Here is an 18,276-nt window from a genome sequence, read left to right on the forward strand (position 1 = left end):
AAATTGCGCTTGCACTTCACATAATTTACTTCGGAACAATAGTTTGTTTAAGTATGTGGCTAGCACCGGGGGACAGCGTCTTTCCCTCAGTTAGCGATGTTTCTACGCACAACATGTGCTTATAGCCAAATGGGTCCATGTCTGAAATAGACGCTGCGCCTAACCATGGGTTCCACACTACCAAAGAGTCATTACCGTTGGATACCACTTCCGTAAACGCGTTGCCTTCGACTTCAATTTCTGCCGTTTTAATCGGCGCAACATGAATGCGATCCGTTTCGCCTGTGATGGTGTAAGGACTCGGTGTCGTCTTAAGTCCCCAGTCGTCAAGTTTGTCTTTATATTGACCTTCAATTCCAGTTATTTGGGTATGTTGAATGTGGTCAACGTGGAAATATGTATGTAGCGCACAGTTAAATTCGAATGGTACAACACCCGTATTTTCTGTAGTTAACGCAACGTCCATCGTCTCACCAACGGTAATTACCATGGTCACGTTACAATCATTCTCAAACCCTTCTGCTCGGGTAAAGCTTGGCGAAAGCGTAATCGTTGTTCCGCTTTCTGTATCTTCTGAATGAATCAGCTTCCATACTTGTGTTCTCAAAAAGCCGTGAGCGGGGAGGGCACCTTTTTCTCGACCGTGATCATCGCTAAACCAAGGCCAGCACACCGGAATACCACCGCGAATAGGTCGCTCTCCGTTCAAGTAAGCATGGGGGCTTACCCAAAGACGCTCTCTGCCATCGCTTTTAGGCACATATGACAAGATATGACCGCCAAATAGGCTAATACGCGCAGAGGCAAACGCATTATCTACGTCTAAAAAGGTAAGTCCATTAGACTCACTAACGGTAACTGAACTCACAGGTGGCATAAGCCCTCCTTGGACTAATAAGAAAACAACAAAGGGTAAGCGACGGGAAAGCGTATGTCGCTGGAATATCGTTATTATGCGTGTTTACGACCACGAAAAACAAAAAAGGTGCAAACGCCGTGTTTACACCTTTAGATTAACTCAACTTTAGCGTGAATAGTTTAACTATTTTAGCTTAATACCGTTAATTACTTAGAAATGTGAGCCACAAGGTCTAGAACCTTGTTTGAGTAGCCCCATTCGTTGTCGTACCAAGAAACGAGTTTAACGAATGTATCAGTAAGTGCGATACCTGCAGTGGCGTCAAATACCGATGTGCGAGCGTCGCCAAGGAAGTCGTTAGACACAACCGCATCTTCTGTGTAACCCATGATACCTTTAAGCTCGCCTTCTGAAGCTTCTTTCATTGCTGCACAAATTTCATCGTAGCTAGCAGGCTTCGCAAGGTTTACAGTAAGGTCTACTACTGAAACGTTTGGCGTAGGTACACGGAAAGCCATACCTGTTAACTTGCCGTTAAGCTCAGGGATAACTTTACCTACTGCTTTTGCTGCACCGGTTGATGATGGAATGATGTTCTGACCAGCACCACGACCACCACGCCAGTCTTTCATTGAAGGACCGTCTACCGTTTTCTGTGTTGCAGTTGTTGCGTGAACCGTTGTCATCAAACCGTCTACAATACCAAATTTATCGTTAAGCACTTTGGCAAGTGGAGCAAGACAGTTAGTTGTGCAAGACGCGTTTGAAACAATAGTTTCGCCAGCGTAGCTTTCTTGGTTAACACCCATAACGAACATAGGCGTGTCATCTTTAGAAGGTGCAGACATAACAACTTTCTTCGCGCCAGCTTCGATGTGCTTCGCGGCAGTTTCTTTAGTCAGGAACAGACCTGTTGATTCAACAACCACGTCAACGTCTACTTCATCCCACTTAAGTGCAGCTGGATCTCTTTCAGATGTAATGCGGATAGTTTTGCCGTTTACAACTAGGCTATTGTTATCTACTGTAACTTCACCGTCGAATAAACCGTGAGTCGAGTCGTATTTCAATAGATAAGCAATGTAGTCCGTGTCTAGTAAGTCGTTTATTGCAACAACTTCGATGTCGTTGCGCTCCGCTGCTGCGCGCATTACTAGGCGTCCAATACGGCCAAAACCATTGATACCGATGCGAATTGTCATAACGTACCCCGATTATTTAAATAAAATGAAAATAAATTACGTAAAGTATGGATCAAAATGCCATAATTAGCAAAATAAAAAGCAAAAGTGTTGCAAAATTACGAATAAGTGCTATTGCAATCGTATTCAGATATCGCCAAGCCCTTGTTTCTAGAATAATGTTAAAAATTTGTTTGTAGACGCACTATGTTTAATTTGCTTTGCGTCTTTTACCGAATAACAGGAATGACACACCATGACACAACAACTTCTGCAACAACTGGTTGAAATGCGGGGAATTGAAACCCAATACGTCGACGCATGGGGAAAGCCAGCAACCATCGCAGAATCAAGTAAAGCAAAACTGCTTAACACACTTGGCTATGACACCAGCAGTGATGAAAAAATTCAGTCACAAATTACACAAGATATAAAGTCGGTATGGTTGTCGCCGTTAAATCCTGTTCAAGTAGTTCGCAATACCCAAGAAATTAATCTAGCAGTTCGTTTACCTATCGAGTTAGTGAACGATGATCACACGCTCACGGTCACCTGTGAAAATGGTGACGTGCTCACTCATCAATTTACGCCAGTTGACCAAGAAATGACGACGATGGCGCATATCGACGATGTAGAGTTTCATGAATACGTAGTAACACTGCCTTTGGATTTGCCCCTTGGTTATCACGATGTAGCCTTAAGCGCTGATGACGATGAGTTTGCGCGTTCTCGCTTAATTGTGGCTCCAGAAGCGTGCTACACGCCAAACGAAATTAAAGAAGGCAAAAAAATATGGGGCTTAAGCGTTCAACTTTACTGCGTTCGCAGTGAAAAGAACTGGGGGATTGGTGATTTTTCTGATTTAGCTCTGCTTATTGAAAAAGCCGCTGGTGTGGGCGCAGACTTTATCGGACTCAATCCTATTCATGCGCTTTACCCTGCAAATCCCAACGCGTGCTCGCCTTATGGGCCAAGCTCACGTCGCTGGCTTAATTATTTGTATATCGATGTGACTGCCATTGACGGCTATGACGATGCATCAGTACAAGCGGTAGTGAGCAGTGATGAGTTTAAAGCCACGCTTGAACATGCACGTAACGTAGAACATGTAGACTACGAGGCAGTCGCCCATGTGAAATTGGCTGCGCTTAAAGCAGTATTTGATGTTTACGATGCCAAATACCTTCGTAAAAGCACAAAGCAAAATAAAGCGTTTAAAGCCTTCGTAGAAGCGGGCGGTGAAAGCTTAGATATGTTAGCGGTGTACGACGCCTTGCAATCGCACCTAAAAGCTGAAGGTAAAGACAGCTGGGGATGGCCGGTATTCCCACAAGATTACAAAGACTATTACAACCCAGCCGTGGCTAAGTTTAAGAGTGCAAACGAACAAGACGTCAAATTTTACTTGTTCCTACAGTGGATTGCCGCCCAACAGCTTGAGCTTGCAAGCAACAAAGCTACTGATGCAGGCATGACCATTGGTCTTTATCGCGACTTGGCGGTAGGCGTTAGTGAAGGAAGTGCGGAAATTTGGGGTAACAAAGACCTATACTGCACAGGCGCAAGTGTAGGTGCTCCACCGGATATCTTGGGCCCACTAGGCCAGAACTGGGGGTTGCCGCCTATGGACCCTCGTAAGCTGTATGAACAGGGTTACCAGCCCATTATTGACCTGTTTGCGTCTAACATGGCGTCGTCAGGCTCATTGCGTATCGATCACGTCATGGCGTTGCTGCGTTTATGGTGGGTTGTGAAAGGCGATAACGCTAAAGATGGCGGCTATGTTTATTATCCTGTAGACGATTTACTCGGTATTCTAGCGCTAGAAAGTCACCGCAATCAGAGCTTGGTTATTGGTGAAGACTTGGGTACTGTACCAGAAGAAATTCGCAGCAAGCTTGCTGATAATGGCGTGTACTCATACCGCGTATTTTTCTTCGAACAAGCGGAAGACGGCGGTTTCTTCTCACCTAGCCATTACCCTGTTCAGTCTATGTCAACGTTGACTACTCACGATATGCCAACGCTGATTGGTTACTGGCACTGTTTAGATTTAGAGCTAGGCAAAGAAATAGGGCTTTATCCAACAGAAGAAATCCTTCAAACGCTTTATGCGGATCGTCATGAAAACAAACAGGCGATTTTAGATACATTGCACGGCCACGGTTCAATTGGCGACAATGTAGGCCGCGATGTTAATCATACGGGTATGAATCGCGAACTGAATAACGGTATGCAGGTGCATATGGCAGGTGGCTCGAGCGCATTATTGAGCCTGCAATTGGAAGACTGGTTAGAAATGGATAAGCCGGTCAATATTCCTGGTACTTTTGACGAGTATCCAAACTGGCGAAGAAAACTCACAGAGAATATCGAGTCGATGTTCGATAGACATGATATAAATGAGTTGGCGTCTAAACTTACTCATGCAAGAAAGCAAGCAAGTCAGGGTTAATTGCCATTATCAAAGAAATGATAATAGGCGGTTGCCTGGGTAACTTAAACGAGTAAGATAAAGTACCAAGACGGTACTTGATAGAGCTTAAATGTATACAACGCATTTAAGCTCACAATTCAACCCGCTGCCATGCGGGTTTTTACTAGGAGTAGCGAATGCAATTAGCGCAGCAGTTTGAACAGGTATTATGTTCTCAGCCGTTTTCCCATTTAGGTGTAGTTAAAAATCAGCAGAAGTCGGTACTTCGCGTTTGGCATCCTAATGTCAGCGAGATAACGATTAAATGGGAGAATGCAGCGCTAGCAAATGTAACCGTTACCTCCAAAAATGGTCTTTTTGAAACACCACTGCCTAAAGAATATCAGGGTGAGGTTTATCGCGTTATCGCCGAAGGCTTGAATGACGATAAGGGCTATATCGATCCTTATCAATTCTCCGAGCAGGCGTATCATGCGGTACACTACATCGATAGCAAGCCTTCAAACTTGTATGAGCAAGCGGGCGCGCAACTTTTAACACTCACTTCATCACAAGGCGATGCGATAAAAGGTGTCAGGTTCTGCGTTTTCGCGCCCAATGCGAGTACGGTGTCGCTCATTGGCGATTTCAATCAGTGGGATGGGCGCACGCATCCTATGGAAAAGACCTCCATGGGATACTGGGTACTGTTTGTGCCAGAACTCGCAGAGGGAGAGCGCTACAAGTATCATATTAAAGATGCACACGGCCACGACCTACCGCACAAGGCTGACCCACTTGGCTTCAGTGCAGAGCAGTATCCTTCTCATGCTTCGAAAATTTACAACCACAATAACTATGAGTGGAATGATAGTGCATGGATGGAAAAGCGAAAGGGGAATAAATACAACAGCCCAATGAGCATTTATGAAGTGCACCTTGGCTCTTGGAAGCGCCCGGGTATTGAAACTGATGCGCGCTATCTTACTTATAAAGCGCTGGCCGATGACTTAATAAGCTACGTCAGCGATATGGGTTACACTCACGTTGAATTGCTGCCTATTTCCGAGTTTCCTTTCGACGGTTCGTGGGGCTATCAGCCCGTGGGAATGTTCGCACCAACGAGTAGATTTGGTAACCCAGATGAATTTAAATACTTTGTTGATAAGGCTCACCAAGCAGGTATAGGCGTAATTATCGACTGGGTACCTGCACATTTCCCGGAAGACGGCCATGGCTTGGCGCGATTTGATGGTTCTTGTGTTTATGAATATGAAGATCCGAGGAAAGGTTGGCATCCGGATTGGAATTCTTGCATTTACGATTTCGGCAAAGACACAGTTCGTCAATTTTTAGTTGCAAACGCACTGTTTTGGCTAGACAAATTTCACGTTGATGGACTCAGGGTTGATGCAGTGGCATCCATGCTTTATCTCGATTACTCACGTAATGACGGCGAGTGGATCCCGAATGTGGATGGGGGTAACGAAAATTACGAAGCCATTAGTTTACTGAAATGGATGAATGAAGAAGTGTACAAGCACTTCCCTGACGCCATGACAATTGCCGAAGAATCAACGTCGTTTCCTAAGGTTTCTCGTCCAGTATTTGATGGCGGTTTGGGCTTTGGCTTTAAGTGGAACATGGGGTGGATGCACGACTCATTACATTACATTGCTAAAGACCCAGCATACCGCAATTACCACCATGGCGATATTACCTTCAGCATGGTTTACGCGTTTGACGAAAACTTTGTGTTGCCTATCTCGCACGATGAAGTGGTACACGGCAAAGGCAGTATGCTGCACAAAATGCCTGGCGATGAATGGCAGCAAGCCGCTAACCTGCGTTGTTACGCGGGCTTTATGTACGGTCACCCCGGCAAGAAGCTTAACTTTATGGGGAACGAGCTTGCGCAGGCACGAGAATGGAACCATGACAGTAGTTTAGACTGGCACTTGCTCGATTACGAAAAACACAAAGGCATTCAAGCGCTTTATAAGGCGCTCAACCACCTCTATACGTCTACGCCAGCGCTTTACGAGCAAGACCACGAACCAGGGGGCTTTGCTTGGCTGGACCACAATAATGCAGACCAAAGCGTGGTTTCATTTGTTCGCATGTCAAAAGATGCGAAGCAAAAAGTATATGTGGTATCTAATTTTACGCCTGTGCCACGTCAGAACTTCAGAATAGGCGTAGAGGATGCATGCACGCTAACGCTAGCACTAAACACTGATGATGGTGCATATTGGGGTAGTGACTACGACGTTGCTTCTACTGTAAATACGCAACCCATACCTTGGAATGAGCGTACTCACTCTGCAGAAATCACGTTACCGCCGCTAGCCACGGTATTTTATGTTACCAATGTGGATTAATCCGACTAGAGCGACACGCCCTAGTGAAGAGATAAATTGAGAACGAAGTGAACGAAATTCGAGACACCGCACTAATTGTAGAAAGTGGAATGGGAAAGGCATATCCACTTGGCGCAACAGTTACACAAGATGATTGTAATTTTGCCGTATACGCGCCCGATGCGAAGGCGGTCGTGTTGTGTTTTTTCAATAGTGACACAGAAGAGGCGGTGAGTGAGCATCCATTGCCTGAGAAAACTGGTGATGTTTGGCACGGTCGTTACAGCGGCGTTAGCGCAGGACAATACTATGGTTATCGCGTAGAACGCGGTGAGGGAGGGTTACATGCGGTACCCACCGACAAACTGCTAATCGACCCTTACGCCAAGAAAATTAGTCGCGCAATAAAATGGGACGCTAGGCAATACAAACACGACTCTCAGTTTATGATCCCCAAGTGCATAGTAATTGATCAAAATGACTATGCGCCGAGTCATGTTAGCGCGCCTGTTATACCGAAACACAAGCGAGTAGTTTACGAAGCACATATTAAGGGGCTAACAAAACTCCATCCCGATGTACCTAAAGAACACCGTGGCAAATTTATCGGTGCTGCCCATCCGAGTGTCATCAAGCATCTCAAAGCATTAGGCATAACCACGGTGCAATTTATGCCGTTGTGTTCATTCATGCCTGAACCATTTATTACAGAGAAAGGCTTAACCAATTATTGGGGATATAACCCGGTTAACTTCTTTGCACCTGAACCACGCTACGGTGTGGCAGACGCGCTTGCTGAACTGAAGTCTATGGTAGATGCTTATCATACTGCCGGACTTGAGGTTATTGTTGATGTGGTATTTAACCATACAGCAGAGGCAGGCAATGGCGGTCCTATTCTTTCTTATAAGGGGTTTTGCCCTTACCAAGCGTACTTATTAGAGCAAACGAAAAACGGAGAATTGGTTTATTCCAACCATTCAGGCTGTGGTAACACGGTAAATACCGCGCAGCCATTTATGATGGGACTTATTTTAGATGCCATGCGCCACTGGGTATCCGTAATTGGCGTTGACGGCTTTCGTTTCGATTTAGCAGTATGCTTGGGAAGAGAGCCACAAGAATATAGTAAAAAATCTGGGCTGCTGAGAGCCATTAGTAGCGACCCTGTTCTAGAAGAGAGGGTATTGCTTGCCGAACCCTGGGATATTGGGCCTGGCGGCTACCAAGTGGGTAACTTTCCGTCCCCGTGGTTAGAGGTGAATGATAAATACCGCGATACGGTGCGCGCCTTCTGGCGTGGAGACGATGGCGTTACCGCGGACTTTGCTACCCGTTTAATGGGCTCACGAGATATATTTCACAAAGGCCATCGACATATCAGTACGTCGGTAAATAACGTGACATATCACGATGGGTTCACGCTGCACGATATGGTGACCTACGCCGAACGTCACAATCTCGACAACTTAGAAGAAAATCGAGATGGCCATGGACACAACCTGTCTGCCAATTATGGTATTGAAGGGGAAACGAATGACGAGCAGATACTCGCTATGCGTGAGCGTCAAAAGCGCAATCTCTTTGCAACGCTGATCTTCTCGCAAGGTACACCGCATATTCTTGGTGGCGATGAATTAAGTCGCACCCAAAATGGCAATAATAATGCCTATTGTCAGGATAATCCTATTAGCTGGATGAATTGGGAATTAAACAAGCGCAAGCAAGATTTTCTTAGCTTCTGCCAATATGTGATCCGTTTGCGTCAGTCCTCTTCACTGTTAAGCGAACTAAAGCTGCACGATGATACTTTTACGCTCTCACGAAATGTAAAAGAAATAAATTGGTATAAGCCCGATGGTTCTGACAAAGCGTCTGAAGACTGGAATGCGCATCATAACAAAGCGTTTGGTGTGGAAATAAAAGGTTGTGTAACGGGCGACCAGAAGCCAGAGCACTGGTTCTTGTGTGTTAATGCAAGTGAAAGCGACGTGCGTTTTCACCTACCTTCTGTCATACCCAGGGGAGGGTGGACCATGCACTTGGATACGCGCTACAGCTCTCTTGAAGAACAGCCTTCAATTTGCATTCAGAAGGTGTTTTTACAGGCCAGCAAATCGCTAACCTTGTTCAGTTTTTCTCAGTTCTCTGGATAGAATAATGGCTTACAATACGACCTTATACTTGGTTAAGGATGCCTTTAAAGAATTTAAGAGTACCGCTAAACGGCTCTAAACTCAGTGCACGTTAGCTGAATAAGAAACAGAGTCTTTACCTTTGTGTGAATTTCATACAGCATGGGCGAGAGCGCGTAACACAGGTGCTGAATGCGTGCCAAAATCTCGGCTAAACTAGCTTACAAAACCCGTTAATGTTTACCGCTGGTGACAATTACACCACTGCGCACTAAATTGTTAGCTTAGACTGTTCTTTATTCTTTCAGGTGGTATCATGCGCAGCCATCTGAAATGTGAGGGTGTTCCTATGCAAAAGAAAGGTGGTAATTCGCACGAAGACAAGTCGTGTGATATTGGTTTTATCGGTTTAGGGGTGATGGGTAGTAACCTAACCATGAACCTAGTGGACCATGGCTATCGTGTAGCGTGTTTCGATTTAGACCAAAACAAAGTTGAGTCTATTCTTGCCAAAGACGCAAGCGAAAGAGCTGAAAATACTGAGCCTCGTGTTGAAGGCTGCAGTTCTTACACCGAGCTTTTAAGCAAGTTAAAAGCCCCGCATCTTATTATTATCTCTGTGCCTGCTGGCGATCCTGTTGACCACGTTTGCAATCATCTTATTGACGCCGGAATTCACGCTGACGATATCGTGGTTGATACTGGCAACAGTTTGTGGACAGACTCTGTAGCACGTGAAGAGCAGTACAAAGGTAAATTTATCTTCTTCTCTACCGCCGTGTCAGGTGGTGAAGTAGGCGCTCGTTTCGGGCCATCTCTTATGCCTTCAGGCAACCCTTATGCATGGACACGCATTGAGCCTGTTCTTAAAGCTATTGCTGCAAAGGTTGACCCAGAAACAGGTAAACCATTAGAAAGCCATACGCCAGGTCAACCAGTGTTAGAAGGCGAACCATGTGCGACCTACATCGGTCCGGTTGGAGCCGGGCACTATGTAAAAATGGTGCACAACGGTATCGAATACGCCGACATGCAGCTTATCTGCGAAACTTACCATGTTATGCGCGAAGCGCTACATATGGCGCCAGCTGAAATAGCAGAGGTGTTTCGTCGCTGGAACGAAGGCAAGCTGAATAGCTACCTGATGGAAATTAGTGCTGAAGTTCTTGAGCAAATGGATCCAGAAACACAGCAGCCGTTGGTTGATGTGATTTTAGATAGAGCAGGTCAAAAAGGTACAGGCCTTTGGACTGCAGTAAGCGCATTACAGGTAGGTAGTCCGGCACAGACCATCACTTCTGCGGTATTCGCGCGCAGTATTTCTAGTTTGAAAGACGAGCGTGTAGCTGCGAGCAAGGTTCTTGCTGGCCCTGATGCGCCATCGTTCAGCGATAATGAGAAAATGTCGATCATCAACAAGCTAGAGCAAGCGCTTTATTGCTCTAAAATCTGTGCGTACGCTCAGGGCTTCCAGTTAATGGCTATGGCAGGCAAAGAACACGGCTGGACACTGGAGTTTGGTGAAATAGCGAAAATATGGCGTGCAGGCTGTATTATTCGCGCCGTATTTCTTCAGTCTATTTCTCAGGCCTACGAGAATAACGAAGACTTAGCCAACTTGCTATTGGACCCGTTCTTTGCGGAACAAATTACGCAGTATCAAGCTGACTGGCGTGAGTCAATTGCACAGGCGACACTGGCTGGCGTGCCTTGCCCTGCAATGATGTCGGCTCTTAGCTATTATGATTCGTATCGCACAGCCGTGCTACCTGCTAATTTGCTGCAAGGCCAGCGCGATTATTTTGGCGCACATACTTATCAGCGTGTGGATAAGCCAGCAGGTAAAAAGTATCACATCGAGTGGAGTGATCCTTCACGTCCGCAAACGGCTATCAAAAAATAGTATGAACTAGATAGTGTTACACGCGCTCATAACTGAGCGTAAACTATTAAAAGGTGTATTTGTTTTCAAATACACCTTTTTTGTTTAAAGAGGTAAGTTATGTCGACAGATGAAAAAGCAAACGCATCAATAGCTAAAAAAGACTGGAAAACTGAGCTCACTGACGAGGAATATTATGTATGCCGCGAAGCGGGTACTGAGCGACCTTTCACTGGAGTATTGCTAGACGAGCAGCGAGATGGATTGTACGTGTGTAAGTGCTGCGAAGCGCCACTTTTCCCCTCAGATACTAAATTTGATGCTGGTTGTGGATGGCCTTCTTTCTATAAGCAGCTTGATGACGGTAATGTAGATTACAGAGAAGACTTGAGTCACGGTATGCGTAGGGTTGAGATTTTTTGTAAGCAGTGTGGCTCGCACTTAGGCCATGTATTTCCAGATGGTCCTGCGCCAACGGGTCAACGCTACTGCGTAAATTCGCTATCTATGGCCTTTAAAGGCGAAGATGATACACAAATTAAAGGTTAAAAAGCCCTAGGTGAGCGCTTGATTAAGGTAAACATCTGATTAAATTTTAACCTCATGTGGAAAGTCGAGAGATCCAATCATAAAAAACCGCCCATAAACGGCGGTTTTTTTAATTATTTACCAATGAAATTGTGTAATTGAGTTTCAAAAAATTAGAGCTTATCCAGTTTCAATGAATCTGCGTTGAAGGTCGCGCTATTCAAATTACTGACTATTTCATCAACAATGTTATCTAGAATACCTACTGGAAGGGCATAGCGTTGTCCAAGTTGAACACGCTGAGTGTCGTTAAGTCTTTCATCGAAGGCTTCAGCCACACCATACCAAACATAGGCAAAGCGATAGTTCTCCATATCCATTCCCATTGAAGCAAGCGAGTAGAAAATGCTGACATCAATGTCGTCGCTATCTGTATATAAACTTAGCGCGCGATATAAGGTTTCAATAGTACGCTTTTGGTCTGTTTTAATCTGAACAGAGGCCAGTGCGACCAGCAGCTTTGGATCGCTTACGCGGTTGCTGGCAGCGTAGCGCTCAAAGCGATGAAAAGCCTCTTTGTCGCTATATCGTGTCCAATGATAGTAAGAAAGGTAAGGATCAAGGGAGTCTTTCGTCTCGCGGCTTAGGCGTTTAATTTCACGCTGAGCAGTAATAACGCCTTTTAGCCGTGTCGCTTCCTTGCCTTTGCGTTTAACGTGTTCGATATGCTGCACTTCTTCAACGCAGGTGAGATACTCTTCGAAGTTCAGAAGGAGAGGGTACTTGTAAGCGTCGTCTTTTGAATCTTGATTGTAGTAACGTAAGCGAATAATCTCAGCTCGCTCGCCGCGACAACGGGCATCCAAACTCAAATCTAAGCAAATCTCGCTGTGAGATTCACAAATTTCACTGATAGTAGGTTCAAAAAGATCGCCACAACCCGTCAGTGTTGTCGCTGCTGCCAGCCACACCGTCGTTACATAACCTTTTGTTGGAAACTTACTAAATAAACTCTCTGTTATACGAGTTTTCATAGAGGTTTTGAAACTTATCAACAATTTGGTCTTCCTTGCTTGTTTATTTAAGATACTGCTCGTCACCGTCAGGCGAAAACTCACCTAGTGTACCCTAAAAATAATAAAAAGCTGACGCGTAATTAGGATTAGTTGTACGTGTTTGTGCCACACAAAATTTGGCCGCGCATACAACAATGACAACACCGTTAAATTAATATCGATGAAGGCAGAAGCATGAATCAACAGTTTGAGCAGGAATTACAAAGCAGCTGGCAAGAGCGTCAGGAATACGCAGAAATGATGTTGCCCCTTATTGGTAAATTGTATCGCAATAAGGCAGTTGAAATTTCGGTTTATGGACGCTCGCTACTGAACGCCAGTGCTATTGATGTTATTAAAGCGCACCGCAAAGTGCGTCTGCACGAAGGTATTAAGCTACGCCTACGCGAAAGCTATCCAATCTTAGAAGCCTTGAGCAACATGAAGCTTGCTCCTGCACAAATTGATATTGGTAAATTGGCTTTTGACTTTCACTACGGTTCTGCGGTCGACAATAGCGACCTTACGGCCTACCTTAACGAAAAACTAAACGACGTTGCCGATAAAGAGGACGATAAGAAACCTCAGGACGTTGTACTATATGGTTTTGGCCGTATAGGTCGTTTACTTGCTCGCTTGCTTATTGAACGCCAAGGTAAAAACAATAAGCTTCGCTTACGCGCCATTGTGGTTCGTGGCGGACGCGATGGCGACCTAGAAAAACGTGCAAGCTTACTGCGCCGCGATTCAGTGCATGGGCCGTTCAACGGCAGCATCACAGTTGACCACGAGCGTAACGCGCTAAAAGCAAACGGTTCATACATTCAAGTCATTTATGCCAACAGCCCAGATGAAGTGGATTACACTCAATATGGTATTGATAACGCTATCATCGTAGACAATACGGGTATTTGGCGTGACCGCGACGGCCTTGGCCTACACCTTAAAGCTAAGGGTGCAGCGAAAGCTATCCTTACTGCCCCGGGTAAAGGTGACATCAAGAACATCGTACACGGTGTAAATGACGAAGAAGTCACACCAGAAGACACAATTGTATCTGCTGCAAGCTGTACGACTAACGCAATAACGCCGGTACTTAAAGCGCTAGACGAAGAATATGGCATTGAAAACGGTCACGTTGAAACCGTTCACTCTTACACTAACGACCAAAACCTTATCGATAACTACCACAAAGGTGATCGTCGTGGACGTAGTGCGCCACTTAATATGGTTATTACCGAAACGGGCGCTGCGAAAGCCGTTGCCAAAGCATACCCGAAACTGGCAGGTAAACTTACCGGCAATGCTATTCGCGTACCTACACCTAATGTGTCGCTAGCGATTTTGAACCTAAACCTTAAAACGCCGGTGGATCGCATTGCAGTTAACGAGTTCTTGCGCGATACCGCGTTGTTCTCAAAGCTTCAACACCAAATTGACTACACGGCAAGTAAAGAGATTGTATCAACAGACTTAGTCGGCTCTCGCGCTGCGTCTGTGGTTGACTCTCAGGCGACCATCGCCGCAGATAACCGCCTGACACTATATGTGTGGTATGACAACGAGTTTGGTTACAGCTGTCAGGTACTGCGCGTGGTTCGTGATATGGCAGGGCTAAGTTTCCCTACGTTGCCGCTTTAAGCAACACGCAGTTTAATTAACTGTATAAAAAACCGACCTAAGTGGTCGGTTTTTTGATGGTGTAAACATTTTGTATACTTTCGATAGTACAAAACCCGCTGTGTGCGTGGAATTTGTGTTTACGTCTATGCTAAATTAGCGCTCAAATAATGAGGAAAACGACAGTCTATGCATATTTCCAGTCAATTCGACAGCGGTAACATTGAAGTTGTTAGCGCACAATTACCAGACGATATCCGTCTAACCATTCCCAACGACAACCAATCTGAATTTGCTCAGTGGTTCCATTTTCGTTTAGTGGGCGAAACTTTTGTAACTCACACAATGACTATTGGTAATCTGGCTAAGTCAGCGTATCCAGAAGGTTGGAAGGGGTATAACGTTCTAGCGTCTTACGACCGTCAAACTTGGTTTAGAATTCCTAGCGAATTTGACGGTGACAATCTTACGTTCTCACTAACGCTAGAACAGCCAAGCGTATACTTCGCGTATTTCATTCCCTTTAGCTACGAACGTCACCTTGATCTTGTGCACGACGCGCAGATGTCACTACTGTGCGAGCACAAATTCCTAGGCCTTACCCTTGATGGCCGTGATATGTCTATGCTGGTTATCGGTGAAGAAACACCAGAAAAGAAAAAAGTCTGGATCACGGCACGTCAACACCCTGGCGAAACCATGGCCGAGTGGTGTGCCGAAGGTATTATTTACCGTCTGCTCGACGAGCAAGATGGTTTGGCGCGACAGTTGCTTGATAATGCTGTTTTCTACATTGTGCCAAACATGAACCCAGACGGCAGCGCACGCGGTCATCTGCGAACCAACGCTGTAGGAACCAATCTAAACCGTGAGTGGGCAACGCCTTCGCAAGAAAAAAGCCCAGAAGTACTTTACGTACTGAATGCAATGAGCGAAATTGGTGTAGACATGTATCTTGATTTGCACGGTGATGAGGCATTGCCGTACAACTTTGTCGCAGGAAGTGAGGGTAACCCTAGCTACAATGACACCATCAAAATGCTTGAAAATACGTTTAAAGATGCGCTGTTGAACGCTACGCCAGAGTTTCAAGATGAATTTGGTTACGATAAAGATGAGCCAGGCAAGGCTAATTTAACCGTAGCGTCAAATGCGGTGGGCGAGAAATTCAAATGTATGGCATATACGGTGGAAATGCCATTTAAAGACAATGCAGATGTACCGGACGATATCTACGGTTGGTCGGTACAGCGTAGCCGTCAATTAGGTGAAGATTTACTTATTGGTGTGAATGCAGTTGTTAAAAAGCTAAAAGCATCAGAGCAATAAAACAAGAATAAGGAAGCGAAAGCTTCCGCAAAAAAGGCCTCGACAAAAAGAGGCCTTTTAATTATTAAAATAAAACAACAATTAAACATAATAAAAAAGGGGAATAACGTTGGAAGGGTTATATGGTTTTCTAACTATGCTCGATGGTTTCTTAGGGGGCGCGTTCTGGTTTCCTTATGTACTGTTAGGCGTAGGTCTTTTCTTTACGGTTTATCTTAAGTTTCCGCAAATTCGTTTCTTTAAACATGCCTGGCAGGTTGTTACCGGTAAGTTTGATAAAGAAAGCGATCCAGGCGACACCACCCATTTTCGCGCGCTAACTACCGCACTGTCTGGTACCGTAGGTACAGGTAACATCTCAGGTGTTGCGTTTGCAATTTTTCTCGGTGGGCCGGCTGCACTATTTTGGATGTGGGTAACCGCCTTTTTAGGTATGACTACAAAATTCGTTGAAGTTACTCTGTCGCACAAATATCGCGTAAAGACAGAAGACGGCACCATGGCCGGTGGCCCTATGTATTACATGGACCGTCGCCTAAACATGAAGTGGTTAGCGGTTGCATTTGCTGTTGCTACGGTAGTCAGCTCATTTGGTACCGGAAACCTTCCTCAAAGTAATGGTATCGCGCAAAGTATCGAAGCAACGTTTGGCTTCGAGCCTTGGATGGTAGGTAGTGTACTGGGTATTCTTCTAGCCTTGGTCATTCTTGGTGGTATCCAACGCATTGCCGCGTTTACAGCGCGTGTTGTTCCAGTTATGGCTGTTATCTACCTTATCGGTGCGCTAGCGGTTATTTTCGCTAATCTAGACAACATTGGGCCTTCGTTTGCCGCAGTTATCGGTGATGCGTTTACTGGTTCAGCTGCCGCAGGTGGTTTCTTGGGGGCTTCATTAGCTTATGCGTTTAACCGTGGGGTTAACCGAGGCTTGTTTTCAAACGAAGCGGGTCAAGGCTCTGCACCTATCGCTCACGCAGCGGCAAAAACGAAAGAGCCTGCGTCAGAAGGTATGGTGTCACTGCTTGAACCCTTTATCGACACTATTCTAATTTGTACCGTGACGGGTTTGGTTATTTTGTCGTCGGGCGTGTGGAAAGAAAAACACGAAAACGTCTTCGATCGTTCAGACATGTACTTTGTTGCAGGTCAATACGACGACTCGAATCAGGATGACGTAAACAAACTATATGGTTACTTGAATGAAATTGAAGGTAACAATGTACAGCCTTATACTGGCTCAATTACCGTTGTTAACGGCACGGCTGTAAGCGATGGTTTTACACTGCTTAACGCTAGGTCTGTAGCAGAAAACGTGAAGTATGCAGTAGGTAGTGAAGACTTGTTTACTGGCACGCTTAAGATTGTCGACGGAAAGCCGGTTAAAGAGAACCTTGAAGTAAGCGGTAAGTCACTGGTTCACTCGGCAGCGCTCACCACCATTGCCTTTACTCGCGGTTTCTTTGGCGATTTCGGTCAATATATCGTGTCAATTGGGCTTATGCTGTTTGCGTTCTCAACCGCCATCGCTTGGTCATATTATGGTGATCGCGCTATGACATATTTGTTCGGTCCTCGCTCCGTAATGCCGTATCGCGTCATCTACGTCGCCGGTTTCGTTTGGGCTGCATTCTCTGACACCACATTAGTTTGGGCACTTTCAGCTGTGGCTATCGTCGTAATGACCTTGCCAAACTTGTTCGGCATCATGTTGCTTTGTAAAGAGATGAAAGAAACGGTTAACGACTACTGGTCTCGACATAAAAAATAAGGTGAGTATTGCCTAAAGCATTGCCCCTTCTTGAGTTTCACTGAAGGGAATGCAACTTGGCTATCAGGTAAAAATGCGTAGCGGTGAACTTTGTATAAAAGTTAACACCCTGCGCATTTTTGTTTTATGGCGATAAGGTTAATCCACAGAATCGACTTCATTGTTGTGATGAACTTAAGTATGATACCCATCCGCGTATAAATGCGTCTTCGCTCAATAGCAAGTTGCGCATTTCCATTTCGCACCCAATAAACAGGAGCAACATATGGCATTAGTTGACTGTCCTTCGTGTAACAAAAAAACGTCTGACAAAGCGAAGACGTGTCCTCACTGTGACTTTAAAATCGGTGATGCGACCTCTGAAGATATAGAGCGCAAACAAAGCTTACAAAGATTTAAAAAGTTAGCCAGTATCCAGAACCAATCCCTTCTTGCTATGCTGATATTCGTTGCGAGTTTTGGCTTCATGTATTGGGGCGGAACACGCCCAGGTGATTTGCAACATAATTTAGCTATTTTGGGCGCAGTGGTTGGCTTTGTTTGGTACTTAGTAAACCGCGCGCGTATTGTTTACATAAAGCGTTTTTCCTAAATGAATATAGAAGCACTTTTAGCCAGCATGACGCCGGAGATTTACGAGCGTCTGCGTCAGGCTGTTGAAACAGGTAAGTGGCCAGATGGCACGCCTTTAAACGAAGAGCAAAAAGCAAGCAGCATGCAGGCTGTTATGCTGTATCAAGCAAAAATAGAAAAGTCCTCTGAGCATATGACAGTAGGTGAAAGCGGCGAAATCGTACATAAAAGTAAAGCCGACTTTAAACGCTCGTTACGCGATGAGCAGGATGATAATAATACAATAGCGCGGTTTAAACAGGATGATATTTAGTCGTATATTTGCGCCTTCACACCAAAGCCCAAAGCCTGAAAAACGGATGCAGGCAATCGAGAGTCTCTCTCCCGAAAAGGCACAGGAAAAAACAATTCTTCACGAACTGGCATTTAATGACGAAGATGCAAATGTCAGTTTAGCAGCACTCGAAAAGCTTAATAGCTTTGTGCTGTGGCTTAAAATGTCACAAATTGCCAAGCAGTCTCGCGTTAAAAAAGCGGCGGAGAAAAAGGTAAACGCCGCTTTGTTAGGCG

Annotated in this window: 14 protein-coding genes; 11 read left to right on the forward strand and 3 right to left on the reverse strand. The window is 45.2% G+C overall.

What is annotated here, in order from left to right; genetic code table 11:
- Positions 1-25: 25 nt before the first annotated feature.
- Positions 26-877, reverse strand: coding sequence for a D-hexose-6-phosphate mutarotase (locus BIZ39_RS02885; RefSeq protein WP_049587594.1), 852 nt, complete (start codon positions 875-877; stop codon positions 26-28).
- Between the two features lie 188 nt (positions 878-1,065).
- A complete protein-coding gene (gene gap, locus BIZ39_RS02890) occupies positions 1,066-2,061 on the reverse strand; it encodes a type I glyceraldehyde-3-phosphate dehydrogenase (RefSeq protein WP_014976817.1) in 996 nt (331 codons plus the stop codon).
- Positions 2,062-2,296: 235 nt separating this feature from the next.
- Between gap and malQ the strand changes: the two genes are divergently transcribed.
- From malQ to msrB, 5 genes are all read left to right on the forward strand, one after another.
- Entirely contained in the window at positions 2,297-4,495 is a 2,199-nt protein-coding gene (gene malQ, locus BIZ39_RS02895; protein WP_069944508.1) for a 4-alpha-glucanotransferase, read from the forward strand.
- A 158-nt stretch (positions 4,496-4,653) separates the two neighbouring features.
- Entirely contained in the window at positions 4,654-6,837 is a 2,184-nt protein-coding gene (glgB, locus tag BIZ39_RS02900) for a 1,4-alpha-glucan branching protein GlgB (RefSeq protein WP_187446294.1), read from the forward strand.
- Between the two features lie 47 nt (positions 6,838-6,884).
- A complete protein-coding gene (gene glgX / locus BIZ39_RS02905; protein WP_187446295.1) occupies positions 6,885-8,972 on the forward strand; it encodes a glycogen debranching protein GlgX in 2,088 nt (695 codons plus the stop codon).
- 328 nt (positions 8,973-9,300) lie between these two features.
- Positions 9,301-10,854, forward strand: a complete 1,554-nt coding sequence (gene gndA / locus BIZ39_RS02910; protein WP_187446304.1) for an NADP-dependent phosphogluconate dehydrogenase — start codon at positions 9,301-9,303, stop codon at positions 10,852-10,854.
- 99 nt (positions 10,855-10,953) lie between these two features.
- Positions 10,954-11,382: a peptide-methionine (R)-S-oxide reductase MsrB gene (msrB, locus tag BIZ39_RS02915; protein ID WP_187446296.1), complete on the forward strand. Its 429-nt coding sequence runs from the start codon at positions 10,954-10,956 to the stop codon at positions 11,380-11,382.
- A 152-nt stretch (positions 11,383-11,534) separates the two neighbouring features.
- Here msrB and BIZ39_RS02920 read toward each other — a convergent pair whose 3' ends face one another.
- Positions 11,535-12,419, reverse strand: a complete 885-nt coding sequence (locus BIZ39_RS02920) for a DUF2989 domain-containing protein (protein ID WP_187446297.1) — start codon at positions 12,417-12,419, stop codon at positions 11,535-11,537.
- Positions 12,420-12,611: 192 nt separating this feature from the next.
- On the opposite strand from BIZ39_RS02920, the gene BIZ39_RS02925 reads away from it, so the two are divergent.
- The 6 genes from BIZ39_RS02925 to BIZ39_RS02950 form a co-directional block, all read left to right on the forward strand.
- Entirely contained in the window at positions 12,612-14,057 is a 1,446-nt protein-coding gene (locus BIZ39_RS02925) for a glyceraldehyde-3-phosphate dehydrogenase (RefSeq protein WP_187446298.1), read from the forward strand.
- A 168-nt stretch (positions 14,058-14,225) separates the two neighbouring features.
- Positions 14,226-15,365, forward strand: coding sequence for a carboxypeptidase family protein (locus BIZ39_RS02930; protein ID WP_187446299.1), 1,140 nt, complete (start codon positions 14,226-14,228; stop codon positions 15,363-15,365).
- Between the two features lie 109 nt (positions 15,366-15,474).
- The gene (locus BIZ39_RS02935) at positions 15,475-17,133 is read left to right on the forward strand and encodes an alanine/glycine:cation symporter family protein (RefSeq protein WP_187446300.1); all 1,659 of its coding nucleotides are present in this window, start codon (positions 15,475-15,477) and stop codon (positions 17,131-17,133) included.
- Positions 17,134-17,398: 265 nt separating this feature from the next.
- Positions 17,399-17,725, forward strand: coding sequence for a zinc ribbon domain-containing protein (locus BIZ39_RS02940; RefSeq protein WP_014949837.1), 327 nt, complete (start codon positions 17,399-17,401; stop codon positions 17,723-17,725).
- Positions 17,726-18,019, forward strand: a complete 294-nt coding sequence (locus tag BIZ39_RS02945; RefSeq protein ID WP_014949836.1) for a YeaC family protein — start codon at positions 17,726-17,728, stop codon at positions 18,017-18,019.
- Positions 18,009-18,276, forward strand: a 268-nt coding sequence (locus BIZ39_RS02950; protein WP_187446301.1) for a hypothetical protein, incomplete at its 3' end; no start/stop codon positions are given. The genes BIZ39_RS02945 and BIZ39_RS02950, both read left to right, overlap by 11 nt.

Origin of the sequence: Alteromonas sp. BZK5 (genome assembly GCF_014349115.1) — a bacterium.
Lineage (GTDB): Bacteria > Pseudomonadota > Gammaproteobacteria > Enterobacterales > Alteromonadaceae > Alteromonas > Alteromonas macleodii.